Genomic DNA, 17693 nt, shown 5'->3' with positions numbered 1-17693 from the left:
TGAGTCAGCCAGGCAGTCCCAGGACGGCCTTGGACAGGATGTTTCTTTGGATTTCGTTCGATCCACCGTAGATCGTGGTAGGTCTGGCCTTGTAGAAACTCGCCAGAACATCGACACTTACGTTGCCGACTTGGAGCGGCCCGATGGAGCCGCCATCGGGTCCGGCTGCTTCGATCATCAGCTCGGTGATGCGCTGGAAGCATTCAGTCACCCAAATCTTCAGCATGGAGACATCCGCACCCAGCGTCTCGCCACGTTTGAGCTGATCTGCAAAACGGGCATAAAGCGCGGCATGATCTTCCACATCCAGTGCCGCCTGGGCAAATCGATCGCGAAACACCGGATCATCAAACGCGCCACGGCCCCGTGCAAAGCTTTCCAATTGCCCCAGTGCGTTCTGGGCCAGGCTTGGCGAACCGATGAAGATGCGCTCGAAGCTCAGGAGAGCCTTGGCCATCGTCCAACCCTTGTTCAGCTCGCCCACAAGGTTCTCGCGGGGCGTCCGGGCATCGTCAAAGAAGACCTCACAAAACTCAGTTTCACCCGAGAGGGTCTTGATCGTGCGAACATCGACTCCGGGCTGATCCATCGGAGCAAGCAGGAAACTGATGCCCTGTTGTTTCTTGGGTGCATCCGGATCGGTGCGCACCAGCATGAAAATGTGCGTAGCGTCATGCGCCATCGTGGTCCAGATCTTCTGTCCGTTGATGACAAAGTCGTCCCCGTCAATTTCTGCACGCGTGCGCAGGTTCGCCAGATCGGACCCAGCGCCCGGCTCTGAGTAGCCTTGGCACCAGATGTCATCGCAACTCAGGATACGCGGCAGCCAGTAATCTTTTTGGTCCTGGGTGCCGAACTTGATGATCAGAGGGCCGACCATCTGCACGCCCATATCGCGGCCACGATTGACGCCCCAGCGTTGCTGCTCTTCGTAGAAAATCAGCAGCTTGGCGGCGTTCAGGCCCATGCCACCATATTCTGTGGGCCATGCTGGCGCGACCCAGCCCTTCGCGTGCAGCTTGCGGTGCCAGTGTTCGATCTCGGCGAACTTTGGACGGTGCGGCAGATGGCGCAGCTCTTCGGGGTATTCGGCCTCGAAGAACTGGCGCACCTCCTTGCGGAACTCTGCATCGGTCATTGCGTTCCAGTCGGTCATTGTGCGGCCCCCTCTGCTTCGCGTGCCTCGAACCATATCCGCCTGTGATAGGCATCGTCGCCCAACCAGGCCGACAGCACCAACGCCCGGTTCAGATAGAGCCCGATATCGAATTCGTCGGTATAGCCGACCGCGCCATGAAGCTGGATCGCATCACGAGTGATTTTTTTGGCCGCGGTCACCGCACGTGACTTGGCCCGGCTGGCCAACCGGGCGCGGATCTTCGGATCCGTTTCGCCGTCCATCTGCGCCAGAGCTTCGCCGACGCCTGCCTGCGCGACCTCGCACATCACGTGAAGGTCGACAGCACGGTGCTGGATGACCTGGAATGACCCGATCGGCTTGTCGAACTGCTCCCGCGTCTTGATGTAATCGAGCGTGATCTCGAAGGCGCGCTCGCTCAGGCCGACAAGCTCGGCGGCGGCAAGCGCCGTTGCATCGACGACAGCCTCGGCCAGCGCGTCCTGAACCGCTCTTCCGCTGGCCAGTTCGGCGGCCGGGGTTCCCGAAAACGAAAGCTCGCCCAAGGAACTGCCATCGGCTTGCGCACGCTTGTTGATGACGAACCCGTCCGCGTTTGCCTCGACCAATACCAGAACCTGACCATCGTCTCCCTGGGTCACAACAAGGAACCCTTGCGATCCGGCCGCGCCGGCCACCCAAGCCTTGGCGCCGGTCAGCTTTCCGTCTGCGTATCGGCAGGTCGCATCGGCGGGCGCTCCGCCCGGGCCGCGTTCCTGCCAGGCAACCGCCAGCACAGTTTCGCCGCTGATGAGTTGTGGCACCTTCGGATGATCCGGGCAAAGGCGGCGCAGAAGACCGAGGCTCAGACCGATCGTCAACACGACCGGTTCCGGGGCAATCACGCGACCGACCTCTTCGGCGATGATGCCGGCAGCGGCCAGGCCCATGCCAAGCCCGCCCTGATCTTCGGGCACCGCCACCCCGAAAACGCCGGCCTCGGCGAGTTCCCGGACCATCTCCGCATCGAAACCGCCCCCGGCATCACGAAGTTTTCGGGCTCTGTCACTTCCGCCCGCCCGTTCAAACAACGTGCGCGCGCTCTCGCGCAACAGGCGAAGGTCTTCTTGTTCGCTGGAAAGGATATCAGTCTGTGTCATTTTGTTTTCGCTGGATCATCACGGGGGTGTCGGTCGAAAAAACGACCTCGCCCGCAGGGTTTTTGGCGCTGAGCGTATAGTGCAAAACACCTCTGTCGGGCTTGCTTTTTGACGGCGTGACCGCGTTGACCGTCAGTTCGACATCAAGGGGTTCGTTCGGGCGCACCGGCCGCAGCCAGCGCAGATTGTCAAAGCCCATGCCACCGATATTGGCGACATCGACCATCATTTCAGACATGACCGGCCTAAACACTTCCAGCATCGTCTGAAAGCCCGAGGCGATCAGGCTGCCATGTATGGCGGTTGCATAGTTTTCGTCGGTGTGCAGCCGCTGCGGATCCCATTCCTCGGCAAACGCCTTTATCGAACCCGCGCTCATCGGAGCGCTGCGAAAGCGATAGACCTGGCCCGGCGAGAAGTCTTCCAGATACCTCAAGAGGCACCCTCCTTTGCGAAACCGTCATCGTATCCGCTCGCATCCTTGGATATCCGGATGCGGTTGAATTCTTCCAGCTTCGGATAGGTTTCCTTGAACGCCACCAGGAACTCACCCATCGGCGCGTCGAAATAGAGACCACGGTCGTTCACATATTCCATGTGTCGGTGATTCTGTTCGTCGAACTCATGAAAGAGCGCGTCGTGATAGCCGTCGAAGACCAGGGGTTTGACCCCGAATCTTTCACACAGTTCCATGTTGAATGCAGGTGTCACCTTGTAGGCCTCATTCCCCAACCACAGTTGAACGTAGCCGTGGTAGATAAAGAGATCGGTCCCCATCAACTCCTGCAACTTGGGTGTATTCAGGTGGTTGCGCACATCCGCGAACCCCAGTGCGGCTGGGATACCCACAGCACGCAGACAAGCCGCCAGCAGAATTGCCTTGGGAACGCAAAACGCCGCTTCCGCCCCAGCGATACGGCTGGCACGGTAAGAGTCCTCATCCAGCGCGAAACAATAGGGATCATAGCGAATATCGTCGCGCACCGCTTCGAACAGGCGGACCGCCTTGTCTCGATTGGTTGCGTCCAAAGGAAGATCACGCAAAGCCGATGTCACGAAACCCTGCACTTCCAAGCTATCGCTTTCCACAAAGCGCGATGGCATGACATAACGCTCAGCATCAGTCGGCAGGTCATCGTCAGACTTGTCCATTGGCCCCTCCCTTTTTCTAACAAGTGTTAGATTACCGATTCAAAACCTGCCCGTCAACGGGATTTACTCTGTCATCGGTTGGTCCACGCCATAACGCGCATTGTCTTTGCCCAAGGTGGCTGCAACTCCGACCGAATTTCCCGAAGAACGGAACTCCGGCGCAATTGGCAGCGGCAAAGCGGGCGTGTTCCGGTCAGAGATTTTTACGGTCCGCCCGAACACGTCACGCGCTTTGAAATGCGGGTCGCGCGCCGCCTCGGCGGGCGTTTTCACGACCGAACAGCAGCAATCGGCCGCAGCCAGCAGAGGCTCCCAATGGGTCGAGGGGTGTTTCCTCAGACGACGCGCAACCTCCGCGGCACTGGCATCGGGATCGGACCAGTCATCGCGAAGTGCCACCGGCAAACCAATGACATCGCAGAACGACTGCCAGAACTTTTCTTCCAACGCGCCGACGGCGATCTGACGCCCGTCCGCAGCCGTATAAAGCCTATACCGGGCCAGGCCACCCGTCAGGCGGCTGCTACCGTTTTTAATGTTCTGCCCGGCAATCACACCTTCGGCATGGGCCCAATAGGCAAAGGCGAACGCCCCCTCGGACATTGCGATATCCAGATGCGTCCCCTGCCCGCTTGCCTGCCGCGCAATCAGGGCCAGCAGGATATTCATCACTGCAGGATAGGTTCCGCCTCCGATATCGGCGACCAGTCCGAACGGTGCCGTTGGCTGGTCATCCGGTCCGCAACTGAGCGACAGGATACCCGTATCACCGACGTAGTTGAGGTCGTGGCCGGCTGCGCTGGCCTTTGGTCCGGTCTGGCCATAGCCGGTGATCGAACAATAGATGAGACCGGGATTGATCTCGCGCAGAGCATCATAACCAAGCCCGAGCCGGTCCATCACGCCGGGACGGAACTGCTCTACCAGAACATCGGCCTTCTCGATCAAGGGGCGCAGCCATTCCACTGCACCCCTCGACTTGAGGTCGATGGCAACCGATCGCTTGCCGTGGTTCAACACGGCAAATCCGATGCTCTCTCCGTCGATCTTGGGCTCCGTGTGGCGCGCGTCCTCGCCGACTCCGGGCCGTTCGAACTTGATTACTTCGGCCCCGACCTCGGACAGCATGAGCGTCGCCATCGGACCGGGAAGAAGTGTGCTGAAATCCAGCACCAGGATATCCTTGAGCGGTTGAGCCATCTTCACTACCTCAGGCGAAGCGTGCCGCGCCGTTGTTCAGAACAACCACATCGCGTGCCGGGATCGACGCCCGGAACCGGGCCTCGCCGTCCTCTTCCCAGATTTCGAACCGCACGGTTTCGCCGGGATAGACCGGCGCCGAGAACCGAACATCCAGACCGACAAGCCGGGCCGCATCATAGTCAAGCAACGTCTTGAGAATCGCTCGGGCCGCCAGCCCATAGGTCGCCAGACCATGCAGGATCGGGCGGTCAAACCCGACAGAACGGGCAACATCCGGGTCAGCATGAAGCGGATTGAAATCACCGCTGAGACGATAAATAAGGGCTTGGCGCGGCAGGGTATCGATATCACATACATGATCAGGCGCCCGATCAGGCAGCACTGCGGGTGCCGGACCCGCCTGGTTTTCACCGCCAAACCCCCCATCACCGCGACAGAAAGCCGACATCGCCACGCGTGCCAGTTTTTCACTGCTGTCCGCGTCGATAATATCACGGCTTTGGTAAATGACGGCTCCCTTGCCCTCGCCCTTGTCGGCGATGAAGTCGATCTTGCTGCGGCCGACAATCCGGCCATGTGTCGGCAGCGGCTTGTAGATGTCGAGCCACTGTTCTCCGTGCAGCACTTTTTGCCAGTTTACGCCGGTCTTGGGATCGCGCAGCCAGAAGCCGGGATACCCCAAAATGACCGCCATCGAGGGAACTGCCTTGAGCCCGTCCTCATAGACATAGGCCAGCTCCTTTTTGTCGGTCGGATCCTCGCCGAACCCAAGGCCGAGTGCATACAGGATGGTATCCCGCTCGGTCAGCGTCTGTTCGATTTCCTCAAAGTCCCAGTTCAACAGTGCATCGAAATCCAATGGCATTTACTTTCCTCCCTTAGTTGCCGTCAGAGCGTGTTTTGCGATCCAAGTATGGCCGTGACCTGACTGGACAGCACACCACCATTGCCATGCGCCAGCGCCAGGTCGACATCTTTCAATTGAATGCCCGGCGCGTCGCCACGGATCTGACGCGCAGCCTCAATCACTGTGAAGATTCCGTACATCCCGGGGTGCACGCAGGACAGGCCGCCGCCATTCGTGTTCACCGGCAAGACGCCGCCAGGCGCGATGCGTCCGCCCTCGACAAAGGCCCCTCCCTCGCCCTTCGCGCAGAACCCAAGATCTTCGAGAAACAAAATCGTGTTGATGGTGAAGGCATCATAGAGCTCGACCGCCTGTATGTCCGCAGGGGTCACTCCGGCCGCCGCAAAGGCGCGCGCGCCCGAGTCGCGGGCCGCGGTCACGGTGAAATCCTTCATCTGGGAAATCTGCCGGTGCGAGCTCTCCGCCGCACTGCCCAGCACATAGACAGGCGCCTTCGGGAAATCCCGGGCGCGGTCCGCGCGGACCATTACGATCGCGCCGCCACCGTCGGTGACAAGACAACAGTCGCGCACGGTCAATGGATCGCCCACCATGCGCGCACCCAGCACGTCCTCGCGGGTCAGCGGGCCGCGCTCGAACGCTTCGGGGTTGCGCTGCGCCCAGGCCCGCGCGGCGACGGCCACGTCGGCCAGCTGTTCGCGGGTGGTGCCATATTCATGCATGTGCCGCGCCGCCGCCATCGCATAGGCCGAGATCGGATAGCGCGGATTATACGGCGCCTCGTAGGCCGGCGGACGTGAAGCGGTCACCAGTCTGCCCGACGCGGTGCGCTGGTTGGAGCCATAAACAATCAGCGCGACATCACACAGACCGGCGTCCAGCGCCATGGTCGCGGACGTCAGGTAGTTTACGAAGGACGAACCGCCCGACATCGTGCCATCAATGAAACGGGGCTGGATGCCCAGATACTCCGCCGCCATAAGCGCCGGCATGCTGTCTTCCATCATGGTGCAAAACAGCCCGTCGACGTCGGACAGTTTCAGCCCGGCATCGCCAAGCGCCGCAAGCGCAGATTGCGCCATGACATCATAGGCCGTCAGGCCATGGGCTTCTCCGAAACCGGCATGACCAGTTCCCACGATGGCGGATTTCCCCCGAAGTTCAATGGTCATGGCTTATCTCTCCGACGGCTTGAAAAGCACGGCCGGAGCGCCCTCGGCCTCGCCCACGAAAGCGGTTACAGGCATGTCGATAGCGACCTCACCCGGGGCGATGCCCTCGACCCGGCTCATCATCCGGACACCCTCGTCCAGCTCGACGACACATACGTTGTAGTCACCGCCCCGTTCGGGTTTTCGGCGCACGACCGTTGTGGTGTGGACCCGTCCCTTGCCCCTCGCCTTCATCCAAGAAATCGCGCTGCCATGACAATGGGGACACAAGACTCTCGGGAAAAAGTGATAGGCCCCGCAGTCGTCGCACTTTGGCAGCAGGATCTCTCCCTCTGCCAGCGCGCGTTGAAAAAATTGGTCTGGTCCTATGGCGTCCTGCACCAGCGTTCTCCTTCAAGCGATCCAGTCTTCGTCCAACCGTATTGATTATGTTTCTAACAATTGTTAGATTTAGTCAACCATTCAAGATCATTTGCGAGAAACTCATGCCAGGTTCAGACTTAGCCCCCCTTTCCGGCAAACTCGTCGTTGCGTTGGAACAGGCAGTCGCCGCGCCTTTTTGCTCCTCGCGGCTGGCCGATGCCGGCGCGCGCGTGATCAAGATCGAACGCAAGGGAGCCGGCGATTTCGCCCGCGCCTACGATACCGCCGCCAACGGCGAAAGCGCCTATTTCACATGGCTTAACCGAGGAAAGGAATCGGTGGCGCTGGACATTAAAGCCGACGAGGACCGGGAAATCCTGCTCAGGATTCTGGAAAACGCGGATGTGTTTATTCAGAACCTCCTGCCGGGCGCGCTGGCCAAGCTCGGGCTCGATTCCACAAGTCTGCGAAAGAGGTTCCCGCGCCTGGTGACCTGCGACATCACCGGATATGGCGAAGACGGCCCGATGCGCAACGCCAAGGCCTACGACCTTCTTGTGCAATGCGAAAGCGGTCTGGCATCAGTGACCGGTACACCCGACGGACCAGGACGGGTGGGCGTGTCGGTCTGCGATATCGCCACCGGTATGACAGCCCATGCTGGAATCTGCGAAGCACTTGTCGGGCGTGATCGCACCGGCAAGGGCAGCGGCGTTTCCGTAGCAATGTTCGATGTGATGGCCGACTGGATGTCGGTACCGCTGCTGTATCACGATTACCTTGGCAAGCCTACACCGCGTGTCGGGCTGAACCACACGGTCATCTGTCCCTACGGGGCCTATCAGTGCAAAGACGGCCAGCTTGTCGTCATTACCGTGCAACACAACGGCGAATGGCAACGGTTCTGTGAACACATACTGGGCGACGCGGCGCTGGCAACCGACCCCCGTTTTCACGACAACACGTCACGAATTGAAAACAAACCCGCGCTCGAAGAGCTCATCAAGGCCGTGTTCGCCTCGCATGATCGCACCGAGATGCTGAAGCGCCTTGACGCTGCGGGCATTGCCTCCGGCGCGGTGAACGACGTGGCGTCCCTGTCCGATCACCCGCAGCTTGACCGATCCGTGATAGGCACACCCTCGGGCGAGATCAACGTCCCGACACCCCCGATCCGGCGCAGCCTCGGCGAAACGGCACTGGGCCCCTGCCCGGCCTTCGATGCGGAAGGTGAAGCCATACGCGCCGAATTCGGGCCCCTTTCATGAAAACGGTGGACAACTAAAACGGTGGACAACCAAATGACCGCTGAGAACAAACCGGCGATCCTTCAAGGCGTGAAGATCGTCGATCTGACTTCTGTAGTTTTCGGACCTTTGGCGACGCAGATGCTGGGCGATCTGGGGGCCGATGTGATCAAGGTGGAAGGCCCCGAGGGCGATCTTCTTCGCCAGGTCCAGCCATCGCGCAACAAGCTGATGGGGGCCGCTTTTCTGGGGACCAACCGTAACAAGCGCAGTGTCGTACTCGACCTCAAAACACAAACCGGTCGCGATCAGTTGCGCAAACTGCTCATCGATGCCGATGTGATGATTTCGAGCATCCGGCCTGCGGCGCTTGCCAGATTGGGTTTGGATCCCGAATCCCTACGCCAGAAAAACCCGAACCTGATCACGGTATCCGCCACCGGTTTCGGGCAGGACGGGCCCTATGCCGCCAAGCCTGCATTCGACGATTCCGTCCAGTCGGTGTCGGGATTGGCCAGCTTGGCTACCTTGCGCGACCCCGAGGCACCGCCCGCTTATGCCCCGACAATTCTCGCCGATAAGCTTGGCGGGGTCACTGCTGCCTATGCCGTGATGGGTGCTCTGTTCCACCGCGAGCGCACTGGAGAAGCCCAGCATGTCGAGGTTCCGATGTTTGAAACGCTGGCCGCCTTCCTGTTGATCGAACATATGGATGGTGCCACCTTTGAAGAGGCTCCGCAGGATTTCGGCTATGCCCGCATGCTGGTTCCGCACAGGCGTCCGGTTCAGACGGTAGATGGCTATATCACCATTCTGCCCTACACCAACGTGCAATGGGCGCGGTTCTTTCAGGCGGTCGGGCGCGACGACATGATCGACCATGTCTGGGTCACTGACATGGATGCCCGAAGCCGCAACATCGGCGCGGTATACGATATGGTGGCGCAGATTGCGCTGACCCGGACCACGGATGACTGGCTTGCCCTGATGGAGCAGGCAGACATACCCGCCATGCCGGTGCGCAACCTGTCAGATTTGCCGAACGATCCCCATCTTGCCGCGACCGGCTTCTTCCAACGGATTGATCACCCATCCGAAGGACCGATCTGGACGACACGCCCGCCGATACGATTCTCGGCAACACCGGCGCGGCATGATCATCGCCCGGCCCCGCGACTTGGGGAACACAGCGACGAGATTCTGGTGCCGGGTAGGGAATAGCCCCACCCGGCACCGGACGGATCAAACATCCAGCGAACGCGCGATCAGTTCCTTCATGATCTCGTTGGTGCCGCCATAGATCATCTGGACCCGGCTGTCGGCATAAAGACGCGCGATGGGGTATTCCATCATGAAACCGTAACCGCCGTGCAGTTGCAGGCATTCATGCATGACCTCGTTCTGCGTCTGGCTGCCCCACCACTTCGCCATCGAAGCCGTGGCCGCATCAAGTTCGCCCGCTTCAAGACGCGCGAGCCCGTCATTTACGAAGGAACGTAGCAATTCGGCCTTGGTTTTGCATTCCGCCAGTTTGAAGCGTGTATTCTGGAAGTCCATGATCCGGCTTCCAAATGCCTTGCGGTCCTGAACATATTTCACCGTTTCATCGATCGCAAAATCAATAAAACCGAGGGCGGTAATGCCGATCATCAGCCGCTCCCAAGGCAGCTGCTTCATCAGCTGGTAGAACCCCTGCCCCTCTTCCGGACCAAGCAGGTTCGCCGTAGGCACGCGCACATCCTCGAAGAACAGCTCAGCAGTATCCGAACCTTTCATACCCAGTTTCTTCAGGTTCCGTCCCCGGCGAAAGCCCTCGGCGCCCTCGGTTTCCAGAACGATCAACGAAACGCCCTTAGCGCCGGCGTTGCGGTCGGTCTTTGCCACGATAACAACGAGATCCGCCGTGTGCCCGTTTGTGATAAAGATCTTCGAACCGTTGATCTTGTAGTGGTTGCCATCCTTTTCCGCATAGGTTTGTACGTTCTGGAGGTCAGAGCCCGTTCCAGGCTCGGTCATGGCAATCGCCGCAACGCTGTCGCCGATGACCAGTTTCGGCAACCACTTTTTCTTCTGTTCCTCACTGCCATATGCGTTGAGATAATGGATTACGATGGACTGGATCCCATAGCCCCAACCCGTATCACCGGTGCGCCCCTGCTCGTAGACGGTAATCGCGTCGAACCCGATGCCGCCACCGAACCCACCATATTCTTCGGCAATCGAGCCACCCATGACACCCTGCTGACCGACTGTTTTCCAGAAGTCGCGGTCAACAATTCCCTGCTCCGCCCATTTTTCAATCTTCGGAGCCATCTCTGCATCGAAAAGCCTGCGTGTACTATCGGCGAACATCTTGTGTTCATCCACTGCCCAACTCGGGGAGTTCTTGATCAGAGACATGTTTTATTCCTATCGAGTCATGCTTGCATTGAAAAAATCTAACAAGTGTTTTTTTCTCACAATGAACCCGAGCCGTTCTGACGGGGCGTCACACGGCTTCGGACCGTGCGCATCCGGATTTATCCAATCAACGCGCCGCCCATTCGGCTCGTATAAAAAGGCCCGACAAAACAGGCGGGCCTTTTTATACTTTTTTGCAATGGCTTACAGCTTGTCGGTCAGTTCGGGCACGGCCTCGAACAGGTCGGCGACCAGACCGTAATCGGCAACCTGGAAGATCGGGGCCTCTTCGTCCTTGTTGATCGCGACGATGATCTTGCTGTCCTTCATGCCCGCAAGGTGCTGAATCGCACCCGAGATGCCGACGGCGATATACAGGTCAGGCGCGACCACCTTGCCGGTCTGGCCGACCTGCCAGTCGTTCGGTGCAAAGCCCGAGTCGACGGCGGCGCGGGATGCGCCAACGGCGGCGCCCAGCTTGTCGGCCAGTTTCTCGATCAGCGCAAAATCGTCTTCCGAGCCGACGCCACGGCCGCCCGAAACCACGATACCGGCCGAGGTCAGTTCGGGACGGTCGCTTTCGGCGACCTTGTCTTCGACCCATTCCGACAGGCCCGAAACGGATGCGCCGCCCACGGTTTCCACGGCGGCCGAGCCACCGGTGCCGGCCGCGTCGAAGCTGGCGGTGCGGAAGGACACGACCTTTTTTGCGTCGCCCGATTTCACCGTCTGGATCGCGTTACCTGCATAGATCGGGCGCTCGAACGTGTCGGCATCGACCACGCCGGAGACATCGGTCAGCATCATCACGTCCAGCAGCGCGGCCACGCGGGGCAGCACGTTCTTGGCGTCGGTGGTGGCGGGTGCCACGATGTGATCGTAGTCGCCTGCCAGCGACACGATCAGGTCGGCGGTCGATTCCGCCAGGCGATGACCCAGCGCGGGGTCTTCGGCGACCAGCACCTTGGCCGCGCCGTCGATTGTCGCGGCTTCTTTCGCGGCGTCGGCGGCAGACGCGCCGGCGCACAGAACCGTCACGTCGCCCAGGGCCTTGGACGCGGTGACCGCCTTTGCGGTCGCGTCCATCGATAGTTCACCATTGTTGACTTCGGCAAGAAGAAGAACAGCCATCACACCGCCCCCTTTTCCTTGAGTTTCGCAACCAGCTCGTCGACCGAGCCAACCATTTCACCGGCGGCGCGTTCGGCCGGCTCGGACGTCTTGACCACGGTCAGGCGCGGGGTGACGTCGACGCCATAGTCGGCGGCCGTCTTTTCATCCAGCGGCTTTTTCTTGGCCTTCATGATGTTGGGCAGCGACGCATAGCGCGGTTCGTTCAGGCGCAGGTCGACGGAAACGACGGTCGGCATCTTGACCTTGATGGTCTGCAGGCCGCCATCGACCTCGCGGGTGACGACGGCGCTGTCGCCATCGATGCCCACTTCCGAGGCAAAGGTCGCCTGGCTCCAACCGAGGATCGCCGACAGCATCTGGCCGGTGGCATTCATGTCGTTGTCGATCGCCTGCTTGCCGCAGAGAACCAGACCGGGCTGTTCCTCTTCCACGACCTTGGCAAGGATCTTGGCCACTGCCAGCGGCTCGATATCCTGGTGCACGTCATCCGCTGCGACGACCAGGATGGCGCGGTCGGCGCCCATGGCCAGTGCGGTGCGCAGGGTTTCCTGCGCCTGTTTGACGCCGATGGATACCGCGACGACCTCTTCGGCCTTGCCGGCCTCTTTTAGGCGGATCGCCTCTTCGACGGCGATTTCGTCGAACGGGTTCATCGACATCTTAACGTTGGCGAGATCGACACCGCTGCCATCCGCCTTGACGCTGACCTTCACGTTGTAGTCGATCACCCGTTTCACAGGCACGAGTACCTTCATTGGCGTGGTCTCCTTGAGTTTTGCGATAAGGTTTCAACCGAGCTAACGGTCTTTGAATTCTGGAGTTCTTTTTTCCGAAAACGCTTTCATCGCTTCGGGAAAGTCATGCGCGCACAGCAAAACGCTTTGGGCATCGCGCTCGATATCCAGCGCCTCGAGATAGCTGCACTCGGCTGCGGCGCGCATCACACGCTTGGCGGTCTGAACGCCAAACATCGGGTGCGTTGCAATCTCGCGGGCAATTTCCAACGCCCGTACTTCGACCTGGTTGGCCGGCACACATTCTTCGACAACGCGCAGGTCCCTAGCGGTGCGCCCGTCGATTTCACGGCCCGTGAGCACAAGCATCCGGGCCACGCCCGCACCGGCGCGCTGCTGAAGCAGCCAGCTTGATCCCGTGTCGGGACAACCGCCGACGCGTGCAAATACTTCGCACAGCCGGGCATCTTCGGCGGCAACGACAATGTCCGCCGACAAGGCCAGGCTGAGGCCCGCGCCAAAAGCCACGCCGCATACCGCAGAAATCAGAGGTTTGCGAAACAGATAGGCCGCGCGTCCGCCATCGTGAACCAGGTCCACCATTTCCGACGTCGCCCGCGCGCCTTTGGCGATCTCGGACTGAAACCCGACAAGATCGCCGCCGCTGCTGAAATGATCGCCGCCGGTCATGACAACGGCACGGATCGTAGCGTCCCGTTCGGCTTCGCGCAGGAGCGCCACCAGTTCTTCGACGAACCCGATGCTGTAAGGGTTGCGTTTTGTCGGCTGAAGAAAACGCAGGATTCCGACAGGGCCTTCCCTGTCCAGGCGAATAAGCTCAGTCATTCAAGTCTCCATCAGGTCCCGGTCCAGACGGGTGCTCGCTTTTCAGCAAAGGCCTTTGGGCCTTCAATCGCGTCGTTGCTGGCGTAAACCACCTCGTGCAGGCGCTTGCCCTCTTTCAGGCCACCCGCACAGCCCAGGTCCATGGTCGCGCGAACGCCGCCTTTGGCCGCAATCACCGAAAGCGGGGCCGCGCTGGCAATGCGTTTGGCAAGGTCGAAGGCCCGTGCGCGGACAGCATCGGGAGTGTCTTCGATATAGTTGGTGAACCCGTATTCGTGCAGGCGCTCGATCGGCATCAAATCGCCGGTCAGAACAATTTCCATAAGGATGGGCTGCGGCAGCATGGACAATGCTGGCGATGCCCAAGGCGATCCACGACCGATCTTTACTTCGGTAATGCCGACCTTGGTTCCCTTGAGACCGACCCTCAGATCGCAATTCAGCGTCAGCATCATTCCGCCCGCCATCAGCGACCCCGTCATCGCCGCGATGATCGGTTTTTTGCAGGCGCGCATGGTCTCGTGAAACGGGTCGCGCATCTTGGTCAGAATATCGACGCCCTCGTCGCGTGCGATTTGTGTAGCTTCCTTCAGATCCAATCCGGCGCTGAAAACGCCGCAATCGGCCGACGTCAGAATGGCCACGCGAACGCTGTCGTCCGCCTCGATCTTCTCCCAGGCGTCGGTCAGCCCGTTCGTCGCCGCCACAGAAAGCGCGTTCTTGCGTTCTGGCCGGTTGATACAGACGGTCGCAATGCCATCTTCAATCTTCACGTTAATGGGACTCATGATACCTGCTTCGTTTCTCTGAACAACTTGGGTGCGTAAAGCTTCCCCGCGATATGTTTACCGCGGGGAAGCTGTGTCCTACTCGACTTTGAAAGTCGCGGAGCTGTGCTTGATGACATCCCACACAACGTCGAGATAGTCGGCGCTCCAGTCGGTCTGCGGAACCCAGGTTTCGCCATTCCACTGCTCGACCCGAGTCTTGCCACCACCACCATGATCTTTGTCGGTCACTGTAACCGGGGCCATGGTGCCGTTTCCATCGAAGTTCTCGATCGATTCATAGGCATTCTTCATGCTTTCCGGTGTGATCGGCCAACCGTTTTCGGCAATCGCGATACGCGCGGCTTCAAAACCGACCGAATAAATCGCCATACCCATGTTATAGTACACGTCTCGCACCAGATTCTCGGGTCCGCTGCCCTTGCCATTGGCATAGTAGGTTTCCAGCATCGTCTTGACGATCGGAACTTCCTGGCCACCGGCCACGTTGGTTCCGCGCAAAATGCCTTTTGCCTCTTGTGCGCCAATGTTGGCGATATCGACCTCGTTGAGCCAGTTGACCGACAGGTAACGGTCGATCGGGAACCGGTTGCGGCGCATTTCCTTCGAGGCAACCACATGCCCGCCAGCCAGAAGCCAGCTGATCACGTAATCTGGCTTATCACGGCGGATATTGCTCCAGGCACCGGCCTGATCCGAACCGGGAAGCGGCACGGGATAAAGCTCCAGTTCGAACCCTTCCTTCTCGGAAAGCGTTTTCAGGATCTCGATTGGTTCCTGACCGAAGGGATAATCCAGATAGATGAACCCGATCTTCGCCTTGCTCAGGTCACCGCCCATCTGGCCCTTGATGAAGGCAACGTTATTTGCCGCCTGCTGCCAGTACGTCGGACCGACCGGGAAAACCCATTCGAACACTTCCCCGTCAACTGCATCGCCACGGCCAACGAAGGACTGCATCAGAACGTTGCCGTCCTTCATGGCACGCGGCAGAACCGCGTTCGTGACCGGCGTGGACAGAAAATTGAATAGGAACACACCTTCGCGCTTGAGCTGCTCATAGCATTCCACACCGCGCTGCGGTTCGTTGCCGTGATCGCGAACGATGATTTCTACCGGATGCCCTTCGATACCGCCATTTTCGTTGGTGTACATCGCCAGATCCTGGGCGGCCTGAGCCACCTGCGGCGAAATGAAAGTGTAGGATTTGCTAAGGTCGAAGCAGAGTCCGAAGCGGATCGGCTCCTTGTCCTGCGCTGCGGCCACAGTCGCGCTTGCTGCCAGCGCAGTAGCAAGGACTACTGCCTTAATGTGCTGTTTGACTTTCATGTTTTCTCTCTCCCGTTGGTTTGGTTTGGGGCGGTGATACCGTTTCGTAAACGCCGCTGCCGCCCCGCGTAGCGTCGCCCTTCCTGCTACCAGTCTTTCACTGCTCGTATTGTGACGAGCTTTCTTTCACCACGTCCCACACGACGTCCGTGTACTCAGAGATCCAGTCGGTTTGCGGCACCCAAGTCTCCCCGTCCCACATCTCGATCCGGGTCTTGCCACCGCCGCCATGATCTTCGGCCGTCACCGTAATGGGGGCCATCAGCCCGTTCGCGTCGAATCCCTCAAGCGACTCCAGTCCCGCTTTGTAGGACTTTGCGGTAATCGGAAGGCCTTCGAGTTCTGCCGCCTTGCGCGCGGCTTCGAACATGATTGAATACATGGCCAGACCGGTGTTGTAGAAAACGTCCTGGGTCTTCTCAATCGGGCCCGAACCCTCGCCCTTGTCGTAGAGCTCGGTCATGATCTCCTGATACAGCGCGACGTCCTGACCGCCCACAACATTGGTACCGCGCTTGATACCCTTGGCGGCCTCGTCGCCAATATTGGCGATATCGACTTCGTTCAGCCAGTTGACGGAAATGTATTTGTCCATCGGGATGCGATTGCGCTGCATTTCCTTCGACGCAACCACATGCGCACCGCCAAGCATCCAGACAATCACATGATCTGGGTTGTCCCGGCGCACCTTGGACCACACACCGGCCTGGTCACTGCCAGGCAGTGGCACAGGGTAAAGCTCAAGCTTGAAACCCTCTTTTTCGGACAAGGTTTTGAGAATCTCGATCGGCTCCTGTCCGAAAGGATAATCGAAATACACAAACCCCACCTTCACGTCCGACAAGTCGCCATCATGCAATTGCTTTATGTAGGCAACATCATTGGCCGCCTGTCCCCAATAGGTCGGTCCGATCGGATAGACCCATTCGAAAACGGTGCCGTCGACGGCATCGCCTCGGCCGACAAGCGACTGCATCAGGATACGCCCGTCTTCCATGGCCCGCGGCAGGATAGCCAGAGAGACCGGAGTGGACAGGGTATCGAAAACAAAGACGCCCTCGCGGCTGAGTTTCGAGTAGCACTCGATTCCGCGCTGCGGTTCGTTCCCGTGGTCACGCACGATGACTTCGACCGGTTCCCCACCGATGCCGCCCTTCATGTTGATGAGCTTGGCAAGGTCCATCGCGGCCTGCGAAACCTGCGGCGTGGCAAAGGTATAGGCCTTGCTGAGATCGTAGCAGATGCCGATCTTGAATGGCTCGGCCAGCGCCTGGGTGCCGAACAGCGCCCCGCCAACCATTGAAAATACTGCCAGCGCTTTGGTAAGTCTCTTCATTTTTTCCTCCCTGAACAGTTTTCGAATAGTACGTTAGCTCAGCCAACGTTTGCGTCGGCTGTAGTGCTTGACGTTGTGAAAATCGGTCTCTCCGCCGCCTAGATAGAACTCCTGAATGTCGGAGTTGGATTTGAGCGCCTCGGCCGTGCCGTGCATAACGACGCGGCCGTTTTCGATAAGATACCCTTGCGAAACGATCTCCAGAGCTGCCAGGGCGTTCTGTTCCACCAGCAGGACGGACAGGCCCTCATCCTTATTGATCTTTTGCAGGATGCCGAAGATTTCCTCGACCAGGAACGGAGCAAGCCCGAGGCTTGGTTCATCAAGCATCAAAAGCTTCGGCTGGGTCACGAGGGCCCGCCCAATGGCAAGCATCTGTTGCTCACCACCCGACAAATAGCCTGCTTGGGAATTTTTGCGTTCGGCAAGCCGTGGAAAATAGGCGTAAATCTTGTCCTTTTCCGCATTCAGCGTCGATCGGGACATTCCGCGCGGCGCGGCGGCGGTCAGGTTCTCGTCGGGGGTCAGATGTTCAAAGACCCGCCGCCCTTCGATGACATGACAGATGCCCATCTCGACGCGTTTTTGCGCGGGCGCTTCGGTAATGTCCGTTCCCTGGAACGTTATCTCACCTCGGCTGATGCGTCCGCGCTCGGCCTTCAAAAGACCGCTGATCGCTTTCAACGTGGTACTTTTTCCAGCTCCGTTCGATCCCAAGAGTGCGATCATCTCGCCCTTTGGGACTTGGACCGAAACACCTTTGATCGCCAGTATTACATTGTCGTACAGTACTTCGACGCTGTTCATGGATAGAATGTTCTGGGCTTCAACTTTTTCTTGCATC

The 17693-nt window shown here is 59.3% G+C and carries 18 protein-coding genes and 1 pseudogene; 2 read left to right on the top strand and 17 right to left on the bottom strand.

Translation table 11 applies throughout. The annotated features are described in order from the left end of the window. Positions 1–4 precede the first annotated feature (4 nt). The 9 genes and pseudogenes from ACRARG_RS19595 to ACRARG_RS19555 form a co-directional block, all read right to left on the bottom strand. Positions 5–1156, bottom strand: coding sequence for an acyl-CoA dehydrogenase family protein (locus ACRARG_RS19595; protein WP_088652414.1), 1152 nt, complete (start codon positions 1154–1156; stop codon positions 5–7). Beyond that, the gene (locus ACRARG_RS19590; protein WP_088652415.1) at positions 1153–2277 is read right to left on the bottom strand and encodes an acyl-CoA dehydrogenase family protein; all 1125 of its coding nucleotides are present in this window, start codon (positions 2275–2277) and stop codon (positions 1153–1155) included. Before ACRARG_RS19590 ends, ACRARG_RS19595 begins: the two co-directional genes overlap by 4 nt. After that, a complete protein-coding gene (locus ACRARG_RS19585) occupies positions 2264–2713 on the bottom strand; it encodes a MaoC family dehydratase (RefSeq protein ID WP_088652416.1) in 450 nt (149 codons plus the stop codon). The genes ACRARG_RS19590 and ACRARG_RS19585 overlap by 14 nt, the downstream gene beginning before the upstream one ends. After that, positions 2710–3429: a transglutaminase-like domain-containing protein gene (locus ACRARG_RS19580; protein WP_088652417.1), complete on the bottom strand. Its 720-nt coding sequence runs from the start codon at positions 3427–3429 to the stop codon at positions 2710–2712. Before ACRARG_RS19580 ends, ACRARG_RS19585 begins: the two co-directional genes overlap by 4 nt. Before the next feature lie 63 nt (positions 3430–3492). Next, positions 3493–4629, bottom strand: a complete 1137-nt coding sequence (locus ACRARG_RS19575; protein ID WP_283984028.1) for a CaiB/BaiF CoA transferase family protein — start codon at positions 4627–4629, stop codon at positions 3493–3495. A 10-nt stretch (positions 4630–4639) separates the two neighbouring features. Further along, positions 4640–5497: a MaoC/PaaZ C-terminal domain-containing protein gene (locus ACRARG_RS19570; RefSeq protein ID WP_198963345.1), complete on the bottom strand. Its 858-nt coding sequence runs from the start codon at positions 5495–5497 to the stop codon at positions 4640–4642. 23 nt (positions 5498–5520) lie between these two features. Further along, positions 5521–6672 (bottom strand): thiolase family protein, encoded by a 1152-nt coding sequence (locus tag ACRARG_RS19565; RefSeq protein WP_088652420.1) that lies wholly within the window; start codon positions 6670–6672, stop codon positions 5521–5523. Between the two features lie 3 nt (positions 6673–6675). Beyond that, the gene (locus ACRARG_RS19560) at positions 6676–6906 is read right to left on the bottom strand and encodes a Zn-ribbon domain-containing OB-fold protein (protein ID WP_432691777.1); all 231 of its coding nucleotides are present in this window, start codon (positions 6904–6906) and stop codon (positions 6676–6678) included. Positions 6907–6927: 21 nt separating this feature from the next. Further along, positions 6928–7053 (bottom strand): annotated as a pseudogene (locus tag ACRARG_RS19555) (Zn-ribbon domain-containing OB-fold protein); the annotation flags it as partial. Between the two features lie 104 nt (positions 7054–7157). Here ACRARG_RS19555 and ACRARG_RS19550 point away from each other — a divergent pair. Both ACRARG_RS19550 and ACRARG_RS19545 read left to right on the top strand, forming a co-directional pair. Then, entirely contained in the window at positions 7158–8303 is a 1146-nt protein-coding gene (locus ACRARG_RS19550) for a CaiB/BaiF CoA transferase family protein (RefSeq protein ID WP_088652422.1), read from the top strand. A gap of 33 nt (positions 8304–8336) precedes the next feature. Continuing rightward, positions 8337–9503 carry a CaiB/BaiF CoA transferase family protein gene (locus ACRARG_RS19545; RefSeq protein WP_088652423.1) on the top strand — a complete coding sequence of 389 codons (1167 nt, stop codon included), beginning with the start codon at positions 8337–8339 and terminating at the stop codon, positions 9501–9503. Between the two features lie 21 nt (positions 9504–9524). Here the strand turns inward: ACRARG_RS19545 and ACRARG_RS19540 are convergent, their stop codons facing one another. The 8 genes from ACRARG_RS19540 to ACRARG_RS19505 form a co-directional block, all read right to left on the bottom strand. Continuing rightward, positions 9525–10682 carry an acyl-CoA dehydrogenase family protein gene (locus tag ACRARG_RS19540; RefSeq protein ID WP_088652424.1) on the bottom strand — a complete coding sequence of 386 codons (1158 nt, stop codon included), beginning with the start codon at positions 10680–10682 and terminating at the stop codon, positions 9525–9527. Positions 10683–10886: 204 nt separating this feature from the next. Continuing rightward, positions 10887–11813, bottom strand: coding sequence for an electron transfer flavoprotein subunit alpha/FixB family protein (locus ACRARG_RS19535; protein ID WP_088652425.1), 927 nt, complete (start codon positions 11811–11813; stop codon positions 10887–10889). Continuing rightward, a complete protein-coding gene (locus ACRARG_RS19530; RefSeq protein WP_258095911.1) occupies positions 11813–12571 on the bottom strand; it encodes an electron transfer flavoprotein subunit beta/FixA family protein in 759 nt (252 codons plus the stop codon). Before ACRARG_RS19530 ends, ACRARG_RS19535 begins: the two co-directional genes overlap by 1 nt. Before the next feature lie 42 nt (positions 12572–12613). Next, the gene (locus tag ACRARG_RS19525) at positions 12614–13396 is read right to left on the bottom strand and encodes an enoyl-CoA hydratase/isomerase family protein (protein WP_028095212.1); all 783 of its coding nucleotides are present in this window, start codon (positions 13394–13396) and stop codon (positions 12614–12616) included. An 11-nt stretch (positions 13397–13407) separates the two neighbouring features. Beyond that, positions 13408–14169 carry an enoyl-CoA hydratase/isomerase family protein gene (locus ACRARG_RS19520; RefSeq protein WP_233152301.1) on the bottom strand — a complete coding sequence of 254 codons (762 nt, stop codon included), beginning with the start codon at positions 14167–14169 and terminating at the stop codon, positions 13408–13410. Between the two features lie 93 nt (positions 14170–14262). Beyond that, positions 14263–15513: an ABC transporter substrate-binding protein gene (locus ACRARG_RS19515; RefSeq protein ID WP_088652428.1), complete on the bottom strand. Its 1251-nt coding sequence runs from the start codon at positions 15511–15513 to the stop codon at positions 14263–14265. A gap of 97 nt (positions 15514–15610) precedes the next feature. Then, a complete protein-coding gene (locus tag ACRARG_RS19510) occupies positions 15611–16849 on the bottom strand; it encodes an ABC transporter substrate-binding protein (protein ID WP_338054574.1) in 1239 nt (412 codons plus the stop codon). A 33-nt stretch (positions 16850–16882) separates the two neighbouring features. Beyond that, complete coding sequence (locus tag ACRARG_RS19505; RefSeq protein WP_100931425.1) at positions 16883–17692, bottom strand: ABC transporter ATP-binding protein; 810 nt, start codon at positions 17690–17692, stop codon at positions 16883–16885. Position 17693 lies beyond the last annotated feature (1 nt).

The sequence above is a fragment of the Pseudooceanicola profundi genome (assembly GCF_050897955.1).
Lineage (GTDB): Bacteria > Pseudomonadota > Alphaproteobacteria > Rhodobacterales > Rhodobacteraceae > Pseudooceanicola.
This window is presented reverse-complemented; position numbering and strand designations above follow the sequence as displayed.

Excerpts from the sequence above, each read along its gene's own strand:
- ACRARG_RS19595 (WP_088652414.1), bottom strand. The coding sequence starts at position 1,156 with ATGACCGACTGGAACGCAATGACCGATGCAGAGTTCCGCAAGGAGGTG.
- ACRARG_RS19590 (WP_088652415.1), bottom strand. The coding sequence starts at position 2,277 with ATGACACAGACTGATATCCTTTCCAGCGAACAAGAAGACCTTCGCCTG.
- ACRARG_RS19580 (WP_088652417.1), bottom strand. The coding sequence starts at position 3,429 with ATGGACAAGTCTGACGATGACCTGCCGACTGATGCTGAGCGTTATGTC.
- ACRARG_RS19575 (WP_283984028.1), bottom strand. The coding sequence starts at position 4,629 with ATGGCTCAACCGCTCAAGGATATCCTGGTGCTGGATTTCAGCACACTT.
- ACRARG_RS19570 (WP_198963345.1), bottom strand. The coding sequence starts at position 5,497 with ATGCCATTGGATTTCGATGCACTGTTGAACTGGGACTTTGAGGAAATC.
- ACRARG_RS19565 (WP_088652420.1), bottom strand. The coding sequence starts at position 6,672 with ATGACCATTGAACTTCGGGGGAAATCCGCCATCGTGGGAACTGGTCAT.
- ACRARG_RS19560 (WP_432691777.1), bottom strand. The coding sequence starts at position 6,906 with ATGAAGGCGAGGGGCAAGGGACGGGTCCACACCACAACGGTCGTGCGC.
- ACRARG_RS19550 (WP_088652422.1), top strand. The coding sequence starts at position 7,158 with ATGCCAGGTTCAGACTTAGCCCCCCTTTCCGGCAAACTCGTCGTTGCG.
- ACRARG_RS19545 (WP_088652423.1), top strand. The coding sequence starts at position 8,337 with ATGACCGCTGAGAACAAACCGGCGATCCTTCAAGGCGTGAAGATCGTC.
- ACRARG_RS19540 (WP_088652424.1), bottom strand. The coding sequence starts at position 10,682 with ATGTCTCTGATCAAGAACTCCCCGAGTTGGGCAGTGGATGAACACAAG.
- ACRARG_RS19535 (WP_088652425.1), bottom strand. The coding sequence starts at position 11,813 with ATGGCTGTTCTTCTTCTTGCCGAAGTCAACAATGGTGAACTATCGATG.
- ACRARG_RS19530 (WP_258095911.1), bottom strand. The coding sequence starts at position 12,571 with ATGAAGGTACTCGTGCCTGTGAAACGGGTGATCGACTACAACGTGAAG.
- ACRARG_RS19525 (WP_028095212.1), bottom strand. The coding sequence starts at position 13,396 with ATGACTGAGCTTATTCGCCTGGACAGGGAAGGCCCTGTCGGAATCCTG.
- ACRARG_RS19515 (WP_088652428.1), bottom strand. The coding sequence starts at position 15,513 with ATGAAAGTCAAACAGCACATTAAGGCAGTAGTCCTTGCTACTGCGCTG.
- ACRARG_RS19510 (WP_338054574.1), bottom strand. The coding sequence starts at position 16,849 with ATGAAGAGACTTACCAAAGCGCTGGCAGTATTTTCAATGGTTGGCGGG.
- ACRARG_RS19505 (WP_100931425.1), bottom strand. The coding sequence starts at position 17,692 with ATGCAAGAAAAAGTTGAAGCCCAGAACATTCTATCCATGAACAGCGTC.